This is a genomic window from Melghirimyces algeriensis (assembly GCF_900182565.1).
GTDB classification, from domain to species: domain Bacteria; phylum Bacillota; class Bacilli; order Thermoactinomycetales; family DSM-45169; genus Melghirimyces; species Melghirimyces algeriensis.
Genome location: NZ_FXTI01000006.1, coordinates 28396 through 46084 on the forward strand (window position 1 = coordinate 28396; position 17689 = coordinate 46084).

Sequence of the window (17689 nt, forward strand, 5' to 3'; positions counted from 1 at the left end):
CAGATCGGACTAACGAAGTACCTATGATCCTGTATCCCTTCACAGAGAAAGGGAGTATGGGAAAGCTAAAAGCTACATCCATAGGAAGTCTGATCACTACATTGATCTATACGTTTTTAACACTTACCACCCTGTTTGTCTTTAGCCCGGTAGAATTTTCTCCGGTTCCTGCTGTGGTCATTTACATGTTAAAGGCGTTCAAATTTCAGTTGGTGGAACGACCAAATTTATATTTTCTCAGCCTCTGGATTCCTTCGGTATTCACCTCTGTCGTCAGCAGTTATCTTTATTTGGGAAGTGTGGGCTTCAGCCGGCTGTCTCGCCAAAAATCCCATCAAAAGTGGGTCTGGTAGAACGCCTTGATCAGCTATGCGATCTCATTCCTTCCCAAGGATTGGTTGGATATTGAACAATATACTGAGAGAAGCAATTACCATCTTATATTTTTGTTGCTGGACTCCCAGTAATACTGCTGATGATTTCCTATCTGTTGAAGAAACAAGAAGCAGGAGGCACTTCACGATGAAGCGGATCATTCAACTCATCCTTTCCCTATTTCTTTTCCTGACATTGACGGGTTGCTGGGATCTCAATCTGCTCAGAGATGCCCGAATGGCAGTCATTGTTGGACTGGACCGTACCCCGGAAGGAAAGCTGTTAAGCACCTCTGTCATTCGGGAAGTCAAGATCACAGAAGGTGGGGAAGAAGCGACAAATCTCATTCTGAAATCAACTGGTCACACTCCCCGTGAAACCCAGGATAATGGGGATCGCCGGTTAAACAATCGGTACGATATCTCCAAAAACCGGGTGATACTGTTGGGAGAAAAGCTGGCCCGGGAAGATATCTATCCAGTATTGGATATTTTATATCGAGACCCAAAAAGTGCTCTGAACGCACATATCGCTGTTACCAAAGGACGAGCAGAACATCTTTTGGACTTGGATACCGCAGGGGATACACTAATCGGAGAGTATGTGGATGAGCTGATTAACAGTGCAGAAGAAAAGACCCTTGTTCCCATAGAAAATGTTCAAAGCATCTGTCCAGTGTTGTTTGATCCGGGTCAAGACTTTGCGATTCCCTATATAACCATCGAAAAAGGGGACCTTCAGGCAGCAGGAATAGACAACGAAAAAGATGTCTCCGTTGAGGGCATTGCGATGTTCCACGGACATCATATGACTGGAACCCTGAACCGAGAGGAATCCCGCCTGTTTCTGATGATGGCTGACAAACTGAATAAAACGTCACGGCTAACCATACAGGTGGACCCAGGCAAGTCGGATGACATTGACTCTTATATCACGATTGATATGGGAACTTTAAAACGTAAACTTGATATTCGATTTAACCCAAAGGGGGAAATTCACGTCGATCTCAATCTGGACATGAATGTGGAGGTTGTGGAATATCCTGATGATAAATTGGCTGAATCAACCGTTCTTCACCGATTGGATAAAAAGTTGTCTGAAAGTATCACCCATCAGTCAGAACAAGTGATCAAAAAAATGAAACGATCCCGTTTCGACGGATTTGGTATCGGGCGGGAGATTATGGCCCATTCACCAGAAGAGTGGCATGGAGCCAAGTGGTGGACCAAAACTTATCCCAAAGTGAAATTTCATCCCAAGGTGAATGTTCATATTGTGGGTCATGGGATTATTAGTTAACTAAAAAACTCCCAATATGGGAGTTTTTTATATTAAAACCGATTCACTTCATTTATCCCTGGAGAGCCCCAAAACAAGAACGTGGGCTCTCTTTCCGCTTTTCCATTCTTCTTTTAATATCCCCATCTTCACAGAATCATAGTAAGCTCCTTCAACAATCTGGGCCTTTCGGATTCGTCCCTCCTCCACCATGCCACAACGAGCTGCCAACCGAATCATTCGTTCGTTTCCCGACCACGTGGAAGTTCCCAGCCGTACCGTATCCACATTTTGGAACAAATAATCAATCCACATCTGAAAGGCTTCCGTTCCATAACCTCCGGACCAGTATCGGGAGTCAAAGATCACCAAGCCGATTTCCATCCAGTTGGTTTCTTTATCTACCCAATATCTCCCTACCGTTCCCCAGTTCCCCATCAATCTCAACCACCATCTGCCACCGGGCTGATCGGTTTCCACCCACTTCAGCTCTTCACCCCACTGATGGTCAAACGCTTTTCGATCGGGGACTTTCACTGGGGTATAAGGTCCGTTCCAACGATGGTGTTCCCGATCTTCGGCTTCATATTTCCAATACCAGATTTGATCCAGAATCCTGTGGTTCCAAATCTCTCAATACAACCTTAGAACTCTGCATACGGATCGTCATTCTTTTCTCTCTCCTCACTCTGTTCAACCATTCACCATCATGAAACATAAGCTATAAGACATCCCCAGAAAGGAGGTTTCCATCATTTTTTACAACTATTCTCGCTATCCTTGTTGGTACTGGGTTCCTGTTCCCTATGCTCCCTTTAGGACAGTCAATAATCCTCCCGTTGAACATGGTCCTGTCGGTCCCGGTGAGCGCGGTCCCGTTGGACCCGGTGAACGTGGACCCGTCGGTCCCGGCGAACGTGGACCCGTGGGTCCCGGTGAACGTGGTCCTGTCGGTCCCATTGGGCCGGTTGAACCAATCCCTGGCGGCTCTTTTTACCCCATGTTTCCATTTCCCATTTATTAGACTGCTGGTTAAAAAGCTACCCCTGGATGAGGGTAGCTTTTTACTGCTCCGTCAATTCCAAAAACGTTTCAATATCTGCCTTTACGAGACTACAAGCTCCTTGCCAAAAATCCGGCTGAGTCAAGTCAACATCCAAATGTTTCTGTGCCAGGTCCTCAACCGTCATACGTCCTGTGTCCCGAAGCAGATTTACATATTTATTTGCAAAAGAGGGACCTTCCTGAAGAGCGCGACTATAAAGGCCTGTACTAAACAAATAACCAAACGTGTAGGGAAAATTATAGAAGGGAACGCCGGTAATGTAAAAATGAAGCTTGGATGCCCAAAAATAGGGATGGTATTCCTCCAATGCTTCACAAAACGCTTCTTTCTCCGCAGTTAAAATCAATTCTTTCAGCCTTGCCGTAGGAACCGGTCCTTTTTTTCGCTCTTCATAGAATCGCGTCTCAAACAGAAACCGGGCGTGAATATCCATAAAAAATGCAACAGCGCGCTGGATTTTATCCTCCAGAAGTGCAATCTGGCGTTCTTTTGTGGAAGCTGAGCGAATGGACGCATCGGCCACAATCGACTCAGCGAATGTGGAAGCCGTTTCAGCAACATTCATGGCATATTGTTGAACCATCTGGGGCAAGTCATTCATCACATGCTGATGGTAGGCATGCCCCAGCTCATGGGCCAATGTATTCACATTACTGGCAGAACCGGAATAGGTCATAAAGATACGGGTTTGGTTGCTTTGGTCAAAACTGGTACAAAAACCACCAGGCCGCTTACCTGGACGATCTTCCGCTTCGATCCACCGATTGACAAAAGCTTTGTTGGCGAAATCAGCCATTTCCGGATGAAAACTGCGAAATTGCTCCATGATGAAGTCTGCAGCCTCGTCATAAGGGATATGGGTTTCCCCCTGAGAGATCGGGGCATAGAGATCGTACCAACTTAACTTATGTAGTCCCAGCAAAGAAGCTTTTCTCTGGAAAAAGCGGAGGATTTCTCCTTTATGTTCTGTGATCACCTTCCACATCGTTTGCAAGGTTTCTTCAGACATCCGGTTGAGATCCAAAGGCTCTTTTAGAACAGAATCCCAACCGCGTTGGTGATATAGGTTCAGGCGAAAGCCGGATAAATGGTTCAGTGAAGAAGCCAATAACTCTTCTTCCCGTGACCATGCTTCATTCATTCGATGAAACACCTTCCGACGAATTTCCCGATCGCTGCTGGAGAGTTTATTGGCTGCCTGACCCACGGAAAGATCCTTGACTTCTCCATCTTCTTCAAAAGGAATGGTCATTCGACCGACAATCGTATTGTACAATTCTTCCCAAGCATGATAACCATCAACAGCAAGGTCCCCAGCCAGACTTTCCATTTCGGATGGCAATTTTTCAGACGCTCGTTGACGTTGTTCTTTCAAGGGAAAGGCAATCGGCTGAATATCAGGGTCTTGCAACAACGACTTCCATGTGGAATCATTCATTTCAAGAAACAAACGATCCAATCGGGTTACCGTACGGTTAAAGGTGGCGTGAATCTGAGAAAGGCGACCACGGTGGATTTTTGCCTTTTCATCATGAACATTTTGCGAAAGCAGACAATGAACAAAAGATATGGCCTCTCCCAACCGGGCATTTAAATCCTGTACATCTTTCAATACTTGACGCCAAAACTTTAAGTCCTCCGATTCCCGTTGACCCATCTGTTGTATTCTCTTGTCAAAATCGTTCACATCTTGTTCCAATTTCTCTACATAGGTGCGAAACTCCGAAGAATCGCTTCCTCCCGGAAAAATAACATCTAAATCCCAAGTCATACTGTACTTTTCAGACATAGAACCCACCCTTTTCTTTAATTCTCTATTATTATATCACTACTCAGAAATTTTTCGATATCAACAGGACCGATGGCTTCTGCCATCGGTCCTGTTGGATTCATTTTATTCAGCGGTTTATACAATCAATTTTTTGGCCCGTTTATATTCTTTTTCCCGTTTCTTTTCCACTTCCACCATAGAATCCAAATTAGAACTGTATTCAGCGTAGCTAATGTTATGGGCAAAATACATGGCCCGTTTCACGGTTTCGGATACTTTATGATCCTGAATAAAAAACCTCTCCCTTCCTGTTTACAAACCTTATGATATCATCCATCCTGAATTTCCCAAAACGGAATGTAAGAAGATCTCAGGCCATCTGTTGTCTCTCAGACTTCAAAGAAATGATCAGTTCCTTTTTCTTTACAATCCGATGGAAAATGCTTTCTTATTCCCCGCAATTCATCCTCCAAGTACAAAAAAGCTGTAGGACAATCCCAACAGTATAATAAAACCAACATTCTGTCTATTTTTAGCTGGGGATCTGATTTCCGCCTTTGCACCGCTTTTTTCCGATCGGTGGAGTTTTTGCCGTTGTCAGAAAAGGATGCCCCATCGGAAATCGTTCCCCTTTTTTCCTGCCAAGGACGTGCGATGTCCGTAACTGCAAAACGATATCAGTGTTTCAATGATTCTCCCGGAAGAAATTGCTGCAATGCATCCTGAAGCAATGTGACTGCCTGAGACATCGCCAATCCTCCACCAAAAGCCCCGGATACAGCTGCAGCTTCCAGTACCTCCTGTTGACTGGCTCCTTGGTCCACTGCCCCTTTCGTATGGTAGATAATACAATACTCATCATTAGACATCACGCCAAGAGCTAGTGCGATCAGATGCTTCTCTTTGACAGACAGCTCCCCTTCTTGAAAGCAGGCCTCTGTAAATTGCCTGTATTTTCGGGCGACATGAGGCAGGTGTTTTTCAAACGTCCCCACACCCTCTTTATAATCCTGCAATGCTTGTTCCACAATGGACTCCTCCATAAAGGAACCTCCTCTATTCAAATAATCATTTGTATCCTTTGCCAATCCAGTTGTAAACATGCATTGCTGATGCCAGAAGATATGTAAAAAAAACCGGCCAACGGCCAGCAGATACAGCAAAAAAAAGCAGCAATCTTTCCGATCTCCCTGTGCCACCGGTCAACAAACGAGCTAAAATTGTTTTATCCAGCCTGGTAACTTACCGACTCCTCCATTTGCCGAAATGCTTCTTCATACAGTCCTTCCTTTTCCAACTGAAGAGCCTTCTCCCACCCTTTTTCGTCAATAGAAGAGGCATATTTCTTTAAAAGGCGAAAGTTCTCCACTGCTTTTTTCCAACCTTCTTTTTCCGCATAAAAAAGAGCTAACTGATGAAGTGCATAGCACAGGCCAGGACCCACCAAGTTCCGTCCGTCTTCATCTGTCTGACTGCGAAATTTCGCTTCTTCCCGATCAACAATCTCTTTCAGCTCACATATTGCCCTTTCTTTATGTCCCAATTGAAATCGGTAATAGGTAAGATAGACCTCCAAATGAACCCGACTCATCATATAACCCATTGACTCCGGAAAATAGTGCAAGGCTGTTTCCATCTTCTTTTCAGCTTGATCAAATGCTTCCCTCTCCGCATCCATTTCAGCCATTTCTGTCAAACTGCGGACATAGGCAAAAAGACGGTTTTCATTTTCATCTGGACCGTTCTCGGCAATGGTTTCAAACAGGCGATAGGCCAGATTTTTTTCTCCTCGTTGCATCAACGTGACTGCGATCAACATACGGGAGTTCAACTGATCAAATTCATTAAAAATATGGTTGGGCAACATATGGGCTACTCTCTCATAGGCCGCTTCCTTTAACTGATCCAGATCTGTCATCTATGATTCCCTCCATCAACCATCAAACTGTATTATTGTTCGTTCATTGTATCAGAAAAAATCCGCCAAGAGAGTTTCCGGCGGATGATGTCGCTTTTTTGTGAAATTATAACCGTTTAAACTGTTCACTGTAGGACCGACGGGGATCTTCCCGTTCACTCTCTTTCTGATCAACAGGTTGCCTATTTCCCTGATCCTTCACCTCCGGACCTTCAGGTAACGACTCTGTCATCTGTTCCAAAGGGTCCATATGGAATCCCTCTTTTTTCCCATCTTTACGTTTCATTTGATTGCCACCTTTCTCCGGAGTCAAAGCAGGTTCTCATTATAGGGTGAAGATTGATCATCATCTTTATTCAGAAGGCATGTTTTACCCTTCTCCAAACTATATATAAATCATAGGGTGTACTTGCTGGGATATATCCTCCGGATTGTATGGACTGAAGGATTCGCTTGTGTTACGGTGAATTTGTTTCAAACAGCTTGTTCTTCCATTCGTTCCAGTTGCATCAGAAACGGCATCCAAGGAGGTGGGAACATGCAACGGGAAAAAGCACCTGATTTCTGCCTGCCCACGTTAGACTCAGAAGAAACCATCTGTCTGAAAGACCTCTATGGAAAGGCGATCCTGCTCACTTTTTGGGTGACTTGGTGTCCTGCTTGTCAATCAGAGTTACCCAAAAAGGACATTTTTTCACGTTCGTTGGACATCCATCACTTTGCATTTTATTCCATCAATGTCACGGGGCGTGAAATGGACCCCAAACAGGTAAAACCTTATATGGAACAACACGGCTATCAATTTCCTGTACTCTTGGACCAGGGACGGGCAACATATGATGCCTATCAAATCACCTCAGTTCCCACATCAGTTCTGATCGATCCAAAAGGTACCATTGTTAACCGCTATCCGGAAACTACACCTTTTGCAGAAGTAATAAAGGATATCGGTCGGGTTCTGAGCTAGGCATATCTGGATTATTTGAACGGCAGAGAACCCATTCCTTTAGCGCTTGCCTGATGGCGCCGCTCCCAGCTGCGTTTGTTGATAACCGATTCAATCCGTCCAAAACAGTGGAGAAAGGAGTTTCCTATGGACTGGTTGGAAGCAGCTGTTTTAGGAATTATCCAAGGGCTGACTGAATTCTTCCCCATCAGCAGTACCGGTCATCTGTACATTGGAAGGCATCTGTTCGGGCTGGACGATGCAGGCCTGTTTCTTGATACCATGCTTCATATGGGGACACTGATCGCCGTTTTAATCATTTATCGCAAAGAAGTTGCTACTGTTTTAAGATGGCCGTTTGGCCGTTTAAGCCGATTGTTAATGGTGGGGACCCTACCTACAGCGATTATTGGGTTGGCGTTTGAAGATTTTTTTGAAGAAATATCTGAAACCGGAATCACCATTGGTTGGGAATTCCTTTTGACAGGATGGGTCTTATGGCTCGCTGATAAATGGAAGGATCATGGCAACAAAGCGCTGGAACAGATTTCTTACACGGATGCCGTTTTTATTGGAACCTTTCAGGGTGCAGCCATTCTCCCCGCCGTTTCCCGATCAGGGATGACCATTGCTGCCGCTCTTTTTCGCAGGGTGGATAAATCAACAGCGGCTTACTTTTCATTTTTTCTCTCGATTCCCGCCATCGCCGGAGCGTTGATATTGCAGCTTGTCAAACTGGGATCAGGCAGTCCCCAAGCTCTCTCACTTTCCTCATTGATGATGGCAACAACCATGTCGGCTCTGTTCGGTTATCTCGCTGTGCGTGGAATGATCCGTCTGTTAAAACAAGGAACCCTGAAACACTTTGCAATCTACGTGTGGACGCTGGGGATTCTTGTCCTCTCTCTTCAATGGACAGGACATTGGTAACCAACGGTTCTAGTCACACAAAAAGACCGCTGACCGGCTATGCCAGCAGTCTCATACCCAAAACACCATGGCTACAATTGCGGTCGCAGCCACAATACAGGCACCACCCATAAATACAGCAGCAGACAGATACCATTTCAAATCAAGATGCATAAATGTAAAAAGTTGCAAAATGACTTGCAGAGCCGCCAGAAACAGAATAGCCGGAATCATCAAGGATGGGGGCAAGGCGTTCATCCCCACCAGAGTGAAAGCAATCGCGGTCAACAAAATCATCCAAAAAAAGGACATCAGGTATTTTCCGGTTGTTTCACCGTGAACGGTCGGTGACGCCTGACTTTTCCCCGCTCTCTCTTCCAACTTTACCACGGCGCGTCACTCTCCTTTTCCGGGGGGATATCACAGAACTGAGGTGAATGACAACATATAAACGGGAAATTTCAGAAATCTATCCCTTTCTCAACGAATGCTTTTGCCAATACTATCAGAATTGTAATATAATTATGACCAATAATCCCCTTGGTTGTCAACCCGGAAAAAGGAAAAATAATGTAAATATATGAAAACATTTCAGCATTCTCTTTGATTTTCTTTGATAATGATCCGGATTAAATGAATTGGTGCCAATTCACCATTCGAAATCAAAACCAGACCTGGTCTCTTTTTTAACAGACGTCGTACAATTTCCTGGGTAGGAGCCCCTTGATCATGAAGGTGAAGAGTTTCCTCACAAAGCCATTCCAAAAAATCCTGCTTCTGCTTCAATGCTTTTGGACCTTCAGAAATGATACCGGCATGAGAGCAAAATACTGTTTTAATCGGGTATCGCTGCAACTTACGAATGGAATCGATCAGCTTGGAAATCGATTCATCACGAAATCCGTACGTTAAACGCGTTCCCAAATACAGATCCCCCGTAAAAGCCCATCCTTGCTCTTCTTCCACCCAAGTGATATGATCCTCGGTATGGCCTGGAGTAGGTACCGCCTGAAAACAAAAATGTTTTGTCTCAATCTTCTTTCGCGGCTCTCCAAGAACCGGTTCCAACGAACCCAGAACAACTCTTCGATAGAAAGGAATTTGGGGAGGGGAGGTCATAACCTTCGCTGTCTTCTCACCCATATATACAGGGAGATGATATCTCTTGGCAAGGTACGCTGCATTACCAGCATGATCCTCATGGAAATGTGTCACTGCCGCACCCTTGAGCTCCCATTCCTTCACAAATGTTTCTACTTGCTTTCGAATTCGTGCAGGACCGGTTTCGATCAGAAACTCGTCAATATAATATACGAAGACACGAAACCGATTTCCCAGGAAATCAATCTGACATCTTAATGCCGTTACTTCTTTCTCTTGCAATTGATTGAGCTTTATTTTTATCATGAAACATCGCCCATTCATCGGTTAAATTTCAACTCACTATTCTATCATCATCCATGGTGCCACACTACTAAAACTATAAAAATGTATTTTACCCATCGTTTTCTCAACCAAAATCCGGTATATTTAGACTACAAAGATATTTTTTTCAGGGAGGATAAACCGTGTTTAGAAAGTTGCTTGCAAAACTAGGTAAAGGCGGAGCAAAGGTGGATTTGCTCCTTGAGCGTGAGGAATACCGACCAGGGGATTCCGTAAATGGCGAACTGATGATATTGGGTGGTACAATCGACCAAAAAATTAACGGAATTGAAGTGGATCTTCAGTTAACGGTGCGGGTGAAGGAAAAGACGTTCCGTCATACCATTCAGACCTTTCCCTTTCCCGAAATCTTTTCAATCCGCCCCGGAGAACAACGATCATTTCCATTCAGCTGTACTTTACCAAAAGATCTGCCCGTATCTGGAAACCTCGTTTCCTATAGCTTTTCCACTCGCTTGGAGATCTCGGAAGCAAATGACCATCTGGATCACGATTTCATTCGGGTCTTGCCTCCCAGGGATATGCAACAGGTACTCAAAGCTTTCTCCAACCTAGGATTCCGCGAAAAGTACGATTCCCGATCATTTAATGGTCATGCACAGAAGTTTGATCTGTTTCCCACGAACCTTCTTCAGGGGAAATTAAAAAGGATTGAATTCGCCGCTGCCATCAATGATGCCGGAGTACGTCTTCCAATGGAAGTGGAAATCCGGTCAGAGGGCGGTGCATATAAGATTCGGACTGAACTTTTCCTGGAACATGATGTGCTGGAAAATGAAGAACGACTGACTCAAACGCTAAAACAAGTGTTATTGGATATGGCGGAAAGCCCCCCTGGCTGGTATTTGCCAAATCAGGAACTGAAACAGGAATCGCTCAGCTGGGGAAATATGATTGGTGGTTTCGCAGCCGGAGCCCTTGGCAGCATCGTCCTTGCCGAGCTGGCCGATGAAGCGCTGGATCACCAGGAAGATGGTCAATCCACCTCAGAAAGCGGAGAGGAATTTGTAGTTGAGGTTCTTGATGACTGAACTTATTTTCACTTTTCAGTGTAAGTGAGCAAGACAGAAACATCGCTCAGCATCCCAAAATAAGGGATGTTGAGCGACGATATGATATTCACATAGGTAAAAAATCATGAACCGACAAACCATTGGACCTGGCTTTCTGTCATTCCATTTATCTGCTTGGAATGTACGCCTTGTCTTTAACGATCTTATTTTCAGAACAGACACTTTCACATGGGTTGGCGTTTCTTTCAGTTGAGTTTGTTAACCTACAGGGGATGCAATGGGTTAATTTCCTATATTTTATATTGTTAATCCGAAAAGGAACATATCATCCACAACCCGTATCGGATTTTGGAATCTGCTTCGACTGCTTTATGAAGAGGGCTGGATATACGTTCTGTTTGAATGGACGATGAATCTTCTCTTCTGGATTGCATCCTGTTATCTCTCGTCTCTTGGATCAGAATGGTGAGAAAAAAAATTTCAGCAGGGTATCAATAAACGGGACGGCTCCTGATAAAAGCCGTCCCGTTATTTCATGCTATTCTCTTTTAATAGGACCGAGCAAACCACACCGTATCTTGTGCTTCTCCGCCACATGCCAAGCAAGTGGATTTGGTAGCTGGAGGCGCAAAGGGAATGTTTCGGGTGGTGAACTTGGTCTCCTCCTTCACTTTTAGCTCACAGGAGTCCTCCCCACACCAACCGGCCAACACCCATCCCGGAATTCCTTGTTCATTTTCCTTATTGGCGATATGCTCCTTTAAGTCTTCCAAAGTCTCAATACCGAGATGGGAATGTTGCTCTCGGAACGCCAACGCTTTTTGGAACATATTTTGTTGAATTTCATCCAACAGATCCTTAACTGACTGAACCGCACCGTCCAAAACGACTGCAACTTTTTCTCCCGTATCCCGGCGAGCCAGAATGGCTTGATTTTTATCCACATCGCGCGGACCGATCTCCAATCGAATGGGGACACCACGCATTTCCCATTCATTAAACTTCCAGCCCGGTGTCTCCTCTCTCAAGTCTGCCCGCACCCGAATCCCTGCGGCTTTGAGCGCGTCAAAAAGCGGATCAAACTGTTCCATGACTTTTTCCCGCAACTTCGCTGGACCCACCGGAATCATCACAACCTGAGTCGGAGCAACACGTGGGGGAAGTACCAATCCACGGTCATCACCATGAACCATGATCATAGAGCCGATCAGTCGGGTGGAAGTTCCCCATGAAGTGGTATGTACATATTTCAGCTGGTTGTCTCTGTCTAAAAACTTGATATCAAAACCCTTGGCAAAATTCTCACCCAAGTAATGAGATGTTCCGGCCTGAACCGCTTTCCCATCCTTCATCATCGCTTCAATCGAATACGTATCAACCGCACCGGCAAACCGTTCCCTCGGCGTCTTTTTCCCTTTCCAAACAGGGATTGCCAGTTCCTGTTCCACAACTTCCCTGTAAATCTCCAGCATCTGCATGGTTTCCTGGCGAGCCTCTTCTTCTGTGGCATGAGCGGTATGTCCTTCCTGCCAGAGAAATTCGGAAGTGCGCAGAAAAGGCATCGTCCGTTTCTCCCAGCGGAAAACATTGGCCCATTGATTGATGAGAACCGGAAGGTCGCGATAACTCTGAATCCACTGGCTATACATCTGACCAATCGTTGTTTCAGACGTTGGGCGTAAGGCCAATCGCTCTTCCAGTTTTTCACCACCCGCTTCCGTCACCCAGGGCAATTCCGGGTTAAAGCCTTCCACATGCTCCTTTTCTTTTTGAAAAAAGGATTCTGGAATCAGCATCGGAAAATAGGCGTTTCGATGTCCTGTATCTTTAAACCGTTGATCCATTGCAGCCTGAATCCGTTCCCAGAGTTCATATCCGTCCGGTTTAAAAACAATACAACCACGAACCGAAGTATAATCCATCAGATCCGCTTTTTTTATCGCATCGATATACCAACGGGAAAAGTCTTTTGACTGTGGGGTAATCTCCTTGACAAACGCTTTCTCTTGTTTCAACAGACGTACACTCCTTTTCTACTGTCGCTTAATCAGCTAAAAAAATCCCCCATCCCATGAGGGACGGGAGATTACCCGCGGTACCACCCTGCTTTGACCGTAGCAACTGCCACGGACCGCTTCAACCCCGGTAACGGCAGGGGACCGGCATAGCTTCTCACCAGCGGTTCCAGGATGGGAAGCAGATACGCTTTGTATCGACCTTCCAGCCTTGGGGCCGACTCTCTGGGAACACAGCAGTACCTGCGGGTCCTTTCATCACCTTTCATCAGAAAATATGATATCAGGCGTAGAAATCATTGTCAATTTAAGGGTAAATTTCTCGTTGACATCCTTATGTCAATTCCAACAATAATCTTCCCGGCTCCGAGGTAAAAGAACCCAATCTCTGGGTAAACCGGATGGCATCCGCTCCGTCTAAAGCCTGATGGTCAAAGGAGAGTGAAACATTCATCCGCCATCCGGGAACCAATTGTCCGTCTTCCACCACAGGTCGCTGTTCAACCGGGTGCAGGGCAAGAATGGCCACTTCCGGGGGATTGATGATGGGTGTAGCAAAAACCCCTCCAAGAGAGCCGGCATTGCTGACAGTAAATGTGCTTCCAGTCATCTGTTCCCGCGATAGAAGCCCCTCTCGTGCAGCTGTAATCCGTTCCTGTAGTTCGGAATGGATCTGAAGGATGCTTTTTCGTTCCACCTCCCGGATCACCGGCACCAAAAGACCTTGAGGGGTGTCGGTAGCCACCCCCAAATGAACGGAAGAAAAGCGGCGAATGCTCTTTTCCTCCCCATTGAAGTGGGCGTTCAACAATGGATGGTGTCTCAGCGCAACCGCCACGATTTTCAACAGAATTGGCAGAAACCCGATTCTGTCTTGCTTCTGCTTCGCTTCTTTATTGATCCGGTTGCGCCAAGCCACCAATCCTTCTACATTCAACTCATCAAAATGAGTGGCATGAGGCTTTTGCGTAACCGAGAATAAAAGCCGCTCAGCAATGACACGCCGGGTTCGGGAGAGAGGCTCTTCCACACCCGCATCCTCTTTTTCAATTATCATCGGTGCTTGTGGCAACTCAGACGGTTCAGATCCCGTTTTCTTCCCATTTAAATCTTTTGTTGCTGACCGGGTCACCTGGGACGCCAAAGCCATCACCCCGTAGGAATCAGCCAATTCCGCCGCCTTCCGCCGAACATCTTCCTTCATCACCCGACCCGCCGGTCCCGTCCCCAGAATCTCATGAATATTTACACCGAGATTCCGGGCCAATCGTCGAGTGGATGGTGTCGCCAAGGCACGCCGACGCCTTTTTCCATCCGATAATGTTGCTGAGTCTTCCCATCCATCCTGTGGTTCTCTCCGGTTTCCTTTGCTGATCATCTCCGGCTCAGACCCGGAAGCAGGCTCTTGCGTTTTGTGTAAATGTTCGCTTGTTCCTTTCTCTTGAATCGCCAGCAAAGCTTCACCCACCGGCACAGTATCTCCCTCACTCCAATAGATGGACTCCACTGTTCCTGCTACAGGAGTGGGAAGCTCCACCACCGCCTTATCCGTTTGAACGGTCACAATGGGTTGGTCCGCCTCCATTTCATCCCCCTCTTTTACCAGCCAGCGAACCACATCGGCTTCCGTTACACCTTCACCAACATCCGGCAACCTGAATTTCACAAGGATCACTCCCTTCTCTAAAACGTCATCACTCTGTGTATAGCTCTGTCGATCCGTTGCAAACTCGGCCGAAAATCATCTTCCAAAGCAAACATGGGTACGGGAACATCGTATCCGGTTACCCGTTCCACAGGTGATTCCATCCACAGAAATGCCAGCTCATGGATTCGGGCAGCCAGTTCCGCCCCTAATCCAGCAGTTTTTGGGGCTTCATGGATAATGACAGCACGTCCTGTTTTTTTGACAGAAGTAATGATCATTTCCTCATCGAGCGGGTAAAGGCTTCTAAGGTCCAACACTTCACAGGATATTCCCTGATCTAGAGCGGTTTGAGCCGCTTTTTCCGCCATGGAAACCATGGAACCCCAAGTAATTAATGTAACATCCTCTCCTGTCTGCACTTTTCTTGCTTTTCCAATAGGAACTTCAAACCAGCCTTTCGGAACATCCTGACGAAAAGAACGGTAGATTTTCATCGGTTCCAGGTAAATGACCGGATCGGGGTCCTGAATTGCTGCCAACAACAACCCTTTGGCATCATACGGGGTAGAGGGAACCACCACTTTTAATCCCGGAGTATGGACAAAGAGAGATTCAGTCGAATCAGAATGAAGTTCCGGTGCCCGGATTCCTCCTCCATACGGCGCACGAATCACAAGGGAAGCAGGGTATTGCCCCTGGGTACGGGTCCGCAGACGGGCCGCATGAGTGACGATCTGTTCAAAAGCGGGGTATATAAAACCCATAAACTGAATTTCAGCGACCGGTCGCAAACCATTGATCGCCATACCGATCGCCGCTCCTACAATGCCTGCTTCTGCCAATGGAGTATCGATCACCCGATGATCTCCAAACATTTCCCACAACCCTTCGGTTGCGCGAAAAACACCCCCGTTCTTCCCTACATCCTCTCCCAGAACCAATGTGGAAGGATCTTCTGTCAAAGCCGTTCGCAACCCATCATTAATTCCTTGGATCAGCGTTTTCTCAGGCATGCTTCTTCCCCTTTCCCGACAGCTCCTCCCTTTGACGACGAAGGTCTGATGGAAGTTCTTCATATACATGATCAAACATATGTTCTGGAGGCAACCCAGCAGCCGATTCCGCTTCCTTTACTGCCTGTTCCACCACATCCCGGCAATGCTCCTCCCAATCCTGAATCTCGGCTTCTGTAAGCAAACCCTCGGACTTCAACAACATTTCCAGGCGAACAACGGGATCACGGTATGAAATCCATTCCTTCTCCTCTAATTGATCCCGATAACGGGTGGCATCATCGGCCGTAGTATGATTCCCCAACCGATAGGTTACTGCCTCAATCAGTGTGGCTCCACCACCTTGCCGGGCCTGAACAACGGCTTCTTCCATCGCTGAATAGACCGCAAGCACATCATTTCCATCGACGCGAATCCCTCGAATCTGATAGGAGGATGCCCGCTCTGCAACCGTTGGGACAGCTGACTGGCGTGTAAAGGGAACACTGATCGCATAATGGTTATTTTGGCAGAAAAAGATCACCGGCAACTGAAATACACCAGCGAAATTTAAGGATTCATGAAAGTCACCTTCCGATGTAGCCCCATCGCCAAAACAGGCGACCGAAACCGAACGCTCCCCTTTCAGCTTGGCTGCCCATGCTGCTCCCATCGCTTGGGGCATCTGTGTCGCTATGGGAACATAGGGAGGAAGCACACGCACTCCATCAGGAGCAACATTTCCCTCCACCCGTCCCATCCAGTACAGGATGATTTGCTTCAAGGGCATTCCCGCAACCATAAAAATTCCCAGTTCGCGATAGCTTGGAAAAATCCAATCCTCCTTTGAAAGAGCTAACGCACATCCAACCTGAGCCGCCTCCTGTCCCTCCATCGGCGCATATGTACCGCTTCTTCCCTGGCGCTGTAGAGTAACCAAGCGACGATCAAAGGAACGGACCTGTACCATCCAGCGATAGAATGCCTGTTTTTTCTCTTTTGAAAATTCATTCCAAATGTTCCGCCCTGCGTCCGTCAATTCTCCTTCAGGCAGAATATACTGCCGGTCTACTCGATCCATCCGTTGAAGCAACTGAATCCCCTCCTATTTACCCCGGTGGCCTAATCCTAGAAAAATACGTCTCAGATCTGATACCTGACGGAGACGTTCCAGAACCAATTGGTCCGCCGCTCGGCATGTCGGTATATTTTCCTTCTGGGATACTTCGTAAATACGAAGCAGCATATCATGGATTTCCTTTGTCTTTGCCATGACGCGCTCATGATGAAATCCTTCCAGTTCATCTGCCACCTGAATCAATCCTCCGGCATTCACCAAATAATCGGGGGCGTAGAGAATGCCCTTTTGATGAAGCGCGTCTCCGTGCTCGTCCTTTTCCAATTGGTTATTTGCTGATCCGACCACTGCCTGACAGGAGAGTTCATCCAGTGTTTCATCATTAATTACTCCGCCGACAGCACAGGGAGCAAAAATATCACAATCAACCCGATGAATCTCACTTACATCCATCAGCCGGATATCGGGATAACGGGACTGTATTCGTTCCATCCGGGACAACGATATATCAGCCACGATGCAGTGGGCTCCTTCTTCCATTAACTGCTCCACCAGTCGAGCTCCCACTTTCCCTACTCCCTGAATGGCAATCACACGTCCCTTTAAACTGTCCGTTCCCCAAAGATGTCGAGCGGTTGCACGGAATCCCTGCATCACGCCGAAGGCTGTAGGGACAGAAGTATCTCCGCTTCCACCATGACTTTCCGGTAAACCGACAAACGATTCGGACTCACGAGCCGCATGGACAAAATCCTCCGGCATCGTTCCCATATCGGTCCCTGTATAGAAGCGTCCGCGCAATCCACCGATCAATCGCCCAAATGCCCTGAATAACTCCGGGGTTTTATCCGTCTCCGGGTTTCCAATCAACACAGCCTTTCCACCACCAAAATCTACATCAGCCAAGCCACACTTATAGGTCATCCCTTTGGAGAGGCGAAGGGCATCTTTTAAGGCATCATCCGTGCTTGAATAGGGAACCATACGACATCCTCCCAATGCCGGGCCCATCGTTGTATCATGAATAGCGACAATGGCCTTCAGTCCAGAACCAGGATGTCGGAAGAAGACCACTTGTTCATGTCCATCTTCTTCCATCAACTCAAAAATGTCATCCATATGTGAACGAGATAAATGTTTCTTTTCTCCAAGAACTTTCATCCATCATCATCCCTGCTCTTTGGATTTTATTTTACTTCCTAACGAGCGACCGCTCGGCGTACAAGCCAATAAA

General features: G+C 46.6%; 19 protein-coding genes. 5 read left to right on the top strand and 14 right to left on the bottom strand.

Annotation, left to right across the window (positions count from 1 at the left end):
- The first annotated feature begins 23 nt into the window (after nt 1-23).
- Nucleotides 24-353 carry a GerAB/ArcD/ProY family transporter gene (locus tag FN782_RS09825; protein ID WP_142505626.1) on the top strand — a complete coding sequence of 110 codons (330 nt, stop codon included), beginning with the start codon at nt 24-26 and terminating at the stop codon, nt 351-353.
- Nucleotides 354-522: 169 nt separating this feature from the next.
- A complete protein-coding gene (locus FN782_RS09830; protein ID WP_185956193.1) occupies nt 523-1674 on the top strand; it encodes a Ger(x)C family spore germination protein in 1152 nt (383 codons plus the stop codon).
- A 48-nt stretch (nt 1675-1722) separates the two neighbouring features.
- Here the strand turns inward: FN782_RS09830 and FN782_RS09835 are convergent, their stop codons facing one another.
- The 7 genes from FN782_RS09835 to FN782_RS09860 all read right to left on the bottom strand — a co-directional run bounded on the left by FN782_RS09835 (nt 1723) and on the right by FN782_RS09860 (nt 6694).
- Nucleotides 1723-2190 carry a GNAT family N-acetyltransferase gene (locus tag FN782_RS09835; protein ID WP_246064916.1) on the bottom strand — a complete coding sequence of 156 codons (468 nt, stop codon included), beginning with the start codon at nt 2188-2190 and terminating at the stop codon, nt 1723-1725.
- Nucleotides 2191-2477: 287 nt separating this feature from the next.
- The gene (locus tag FN782_RS09840) at nt 2478-2663 is read right to left on the bottom strand and encodes a hypothetical protein (protein WP_142505628.1); all 186 of its coding nucleotides are present in this window, start codon (nt 2661-2663) and stop codon (nt 2478-2480) included.
- A gap of 54 nt (nt 2664-2717) precedes the next feature.
- Nucleotides 2718-4508, bottom strand: a complete 1791-nt coding sequence (locus FN782_RS09845; RefSeq protein ID WP_142505629.1) for a M3 family oligoendopeptidase — start codon at nt 4506-4508, stop codon at nt 2718-2720.
- A gap of 117 nt (nt 4509-4625) precedes the next feature.
- Nucleotides 4626-4754, bottom strand: coding sequence for a YuzK family famiily protein (locus tag FN782_RS17295; protein WP_281285938.1), 129 nt, complete (start codon nt 4752-4754; stop codon nt 4626-4628).
- A gap of 413 nt (nt 4755-5167) precedes the next feature.
- Nucleotides 5168-5533, bottom strand: a complete 366-nt coding sequence (locus tag FN782_RS09850) for a carboxymuconolactone decarboxylase family protein (protein WP_142505630.1) — start codon at nt 5531-5533, stop codon at nt 5168-5170.
- A 182-nt stretch (nt 5534-5715) separates the two neighbouring features.
- Nucleotides 5716-6408, bottom strand: coding sequence for a hypothetical protein (locus FN782_RS09855; RefSeq protein ID WP_142505631.1), 693 nt, complete (start codon nt 6406-6408; stop codon nt 5716-5718).
- A gap of 106 nt (nt 6409-6514) precedes the next feature.
- The gene (locus FN782_RS09860) at nt 6515-6694 is read right to left on the bottom strand and encodes a hypothetical protein (protein ID WP_142505632.1); all 180 of its coding nucleotides are present in this window, start codon (nt 6692-6694) and stop codon (nt 6515-6517) included.
- A gap of 252 nt (nt 6695-6946) precedes the next feature.
- On the opposite strand from FN782_RS09860, the gene FN782_RS09865 reads away from it, so the two are divergent.
- On the top strand, nt 6947-7375 hold the full coding sequence (locus FN782_RS09865; protein WP_142505633.1) for a TlpA disulfide reductase family protein: 429 nt from the start codon (nt 6947-6949) through the stop codon (nt 7373-7375).
- A 126-nt stretch (nt 7376-7501) separates the two neighbouring features.
- Nucleotides 7502-8284 (top strand): undecaprenyl-diphosphate phosphatase, encoded by a 783-nt coding sequence (locus FN782_RS09870; protein WP_142505634.1) that lies wholly within the window; start codon nt 7502-7504, stop codon nt 8282-8284.
- Between the two features lie 51 nt (nt 8285-8335).
- On the opposite strand, the gene FN782_RS09875 is transcribed toward FN782_RS09870, so the two are convergent.
- Nucleotides 8336-8653, bottom strand: a complete 318-nt coding sequence (locus tag FN782_RS09875) for a cytochrome C oxidase subunit IV family protein (protein ID WP_142505635.1) — start codon at nt 8651-8653, stop codon at nt 8336-8338.
- A gap of 201 nt (nt 8654-8854) precedes the next feature.
- Nucleotides 8855-9670: an MBL fold metallo-hydrolase gene (locus FN782_RS09880; RefSeq protein WP_185956194.1), complete on the bottom strand. Its 816-nt coding sequence runs from the start codon at nt 9668-9670 to the stop codon at nt 8855-8857.
- 161 nt (nt 9671-9831) lie between these two features.
- Between FN782_RS09880 and FN782_RS09885 the strand changes: the two genes are divergently transcribed.
- On the top strand, nt 9832-10740 hold the full coding sequence (locus FN782_RS09885) for a sporulation protein (RefSeq protein WP_142505637.1): 909 nt from the start codon (nt 9832-9834) through the stop codon (nt 10738-10740).
- A gap of 530 nt (nt 10741-11270) precedes the next feature.
- Here the strand turns inward: FN782_RS09885 and proS are convergent.
- The 5 genes from proS to FN782_RS09915 all read right to left on the bottom strand — a co-directional run bounded on the left by proS (nt 11271) and on the right by FN782_RS09915 (nt 17616).
- Nucleotides 11271-12737: a proline--tRNA ligase gene (gene proS / locus FN782_RS09890; protein ID WP_142505638.1), complete on the bottom strand. Its 1467-nt coding sequence runs from the start codon at nt 12735-12737 to the stop codon at nt 11271-11273.
- A gap of 334 nt (nt 12738-13071) precedes the next feature.
- A complete protein-coding gene (locus tag FN782_RS09900; RefSeq protein ID WP_185956195.1) occupies nt 13072-14403 on the bottom strand; it encodes a dihydrolipoamide acetyltransferase family protein in 1332 nt (443 codons plus the stop codon).
- A gap of 17 nt (nt 14404-14420) precedes the next feature.
- Nucleotides 14421-15398, bottom strand: coding sequence for an alpha-ketoacid dehydrogenase subunit beta (locus tag FN782_RS09905; protein ID WP_142505641.1), 978 nt, complete (start codon nt 15396-15398; stop codon nt 14421-14423).
- Nucleotides 15391-16470 carry a pyruvate dehydrogenase (acetyl-transferring) E1 component subunit alpha gene (pdhA, locus tag FN782_RS09910; protein ID WP_246064917.1) on the bottom strand — a complete coding sequence of 360 codons (1080 nt, stop codon included), beginning with the start codon at nt 16468-16470 and terminating at the stop codon, nt 15391-15393. The genes FN782_RS09905 and pdhA overlap by 8 nt, the downstream gene beginning before the upstream one ends.
- A 12-nt stretch (nt 16471-16482) precedes the next feature.
- On the bottom strand, nt 16483-17616 hold the full coding sequence (locus FN782_RS09915; protein ID WP_142505643.1) for a Leu/Phe/Val dehydrogenase: 1134 nt from the start codon (nt 17614-17616) through the stop codon (nt 16483-16485).
- Nucleotides 17617-17689: the final 73 nt, after the last annotated feature.

What these genes read in the sequence shown, in the direction of transcription:
- FN782_RS09850 (WP_142505630.1), bottom strand. Translation starts at nt 5,533, where the DNA reads ATGGAGGAGTCCATTGTGGAACAAGCATTGCAGGATTATAAAGAGGGT.
- FN782_RS09880 (WP_185956194.1), bottom strand. Translation starts at nt 9,670, where the DNA reads ATGATAAAAATAAAGCTCAATCAATTGCAAGAGAAAGAAGTAACGGCA.
- FN782_RS09870 (WP_142505634.1), top strand. Translation starts at nt 7,502, where the DNA reads ATGGACTGGTTGGAAGCAGCTGTTTTAGGAATTATCCAAGGGCTGACT.
- FN782_RS09825 (WP_142505626.1), top strand. Translation starts at nt 24, where the DNA reads ATGATCCTGTATCCCTTCACAGAGAAAGGGAGTATGGGAAAGCTAAAA.
- FN782_RS09915 (WP_142505643.1), bottom strand. Translation starts at nt 17,616, where the DNA reads ATGAAAGTTCTTGGAGAAAAGAAACATTTATCTCGTTCACATATGGAT.
- FN782_RS09865 (WP_142505633.1), top strand. Translation starts at nt 6,947, where the DNA reads ATGCAACGGGAAAAAGCACCTGATTTCTGCCTGCCCACGTTAGACTCA.
- FN782_RS09840 (WP_142505628.1), bottom strand. Translation starts at nt 2,663, where the DNA reads ATGGAAACATGGGGTAAAAAGAGCCGCCAGGGATTGGTTCAACCGGCC.
- FN782_RS09830 (WP_185956193.1), top strand. Translation starts at nt 523, where the DNA reads ATGAAGCGGATCATTCAACTCATCCTTTCCCTATTTCTTTTCCTGACA.
- FN782_RS09845 (WP_142505629.1), bottom strand. Translation starts at nt 4,508, where the DNA reads ATGTCTGAAAAGTACAGTATGACTTGGGATTTAGATGTTATTTTTCCG.
- FN782_RS09905 (WP_142505641.1), bottom strand. Translation starts at nt 15,398, where the DNA reads ATGCCTGAGAAAACGCTGATCCAAGGAATTAATGATGGGTTGCGAACG.
- FN782_RS09855 (WP_142505631.1), bottom strand. Translation starts at nt 6,408, where the DNA reads ATGACAGATCTGGATCAGTTAAAGGAAGCGGCCTATGAGAGAGTAGCC.
- FN782_RS09860 (WP_142505632.1), bottom strand. Translation starts at nt 6,694, where the DNA reads ATGAAACGTAAAGATGGGAAAAAAGAGGGATTCCATATGGACCCTTTG.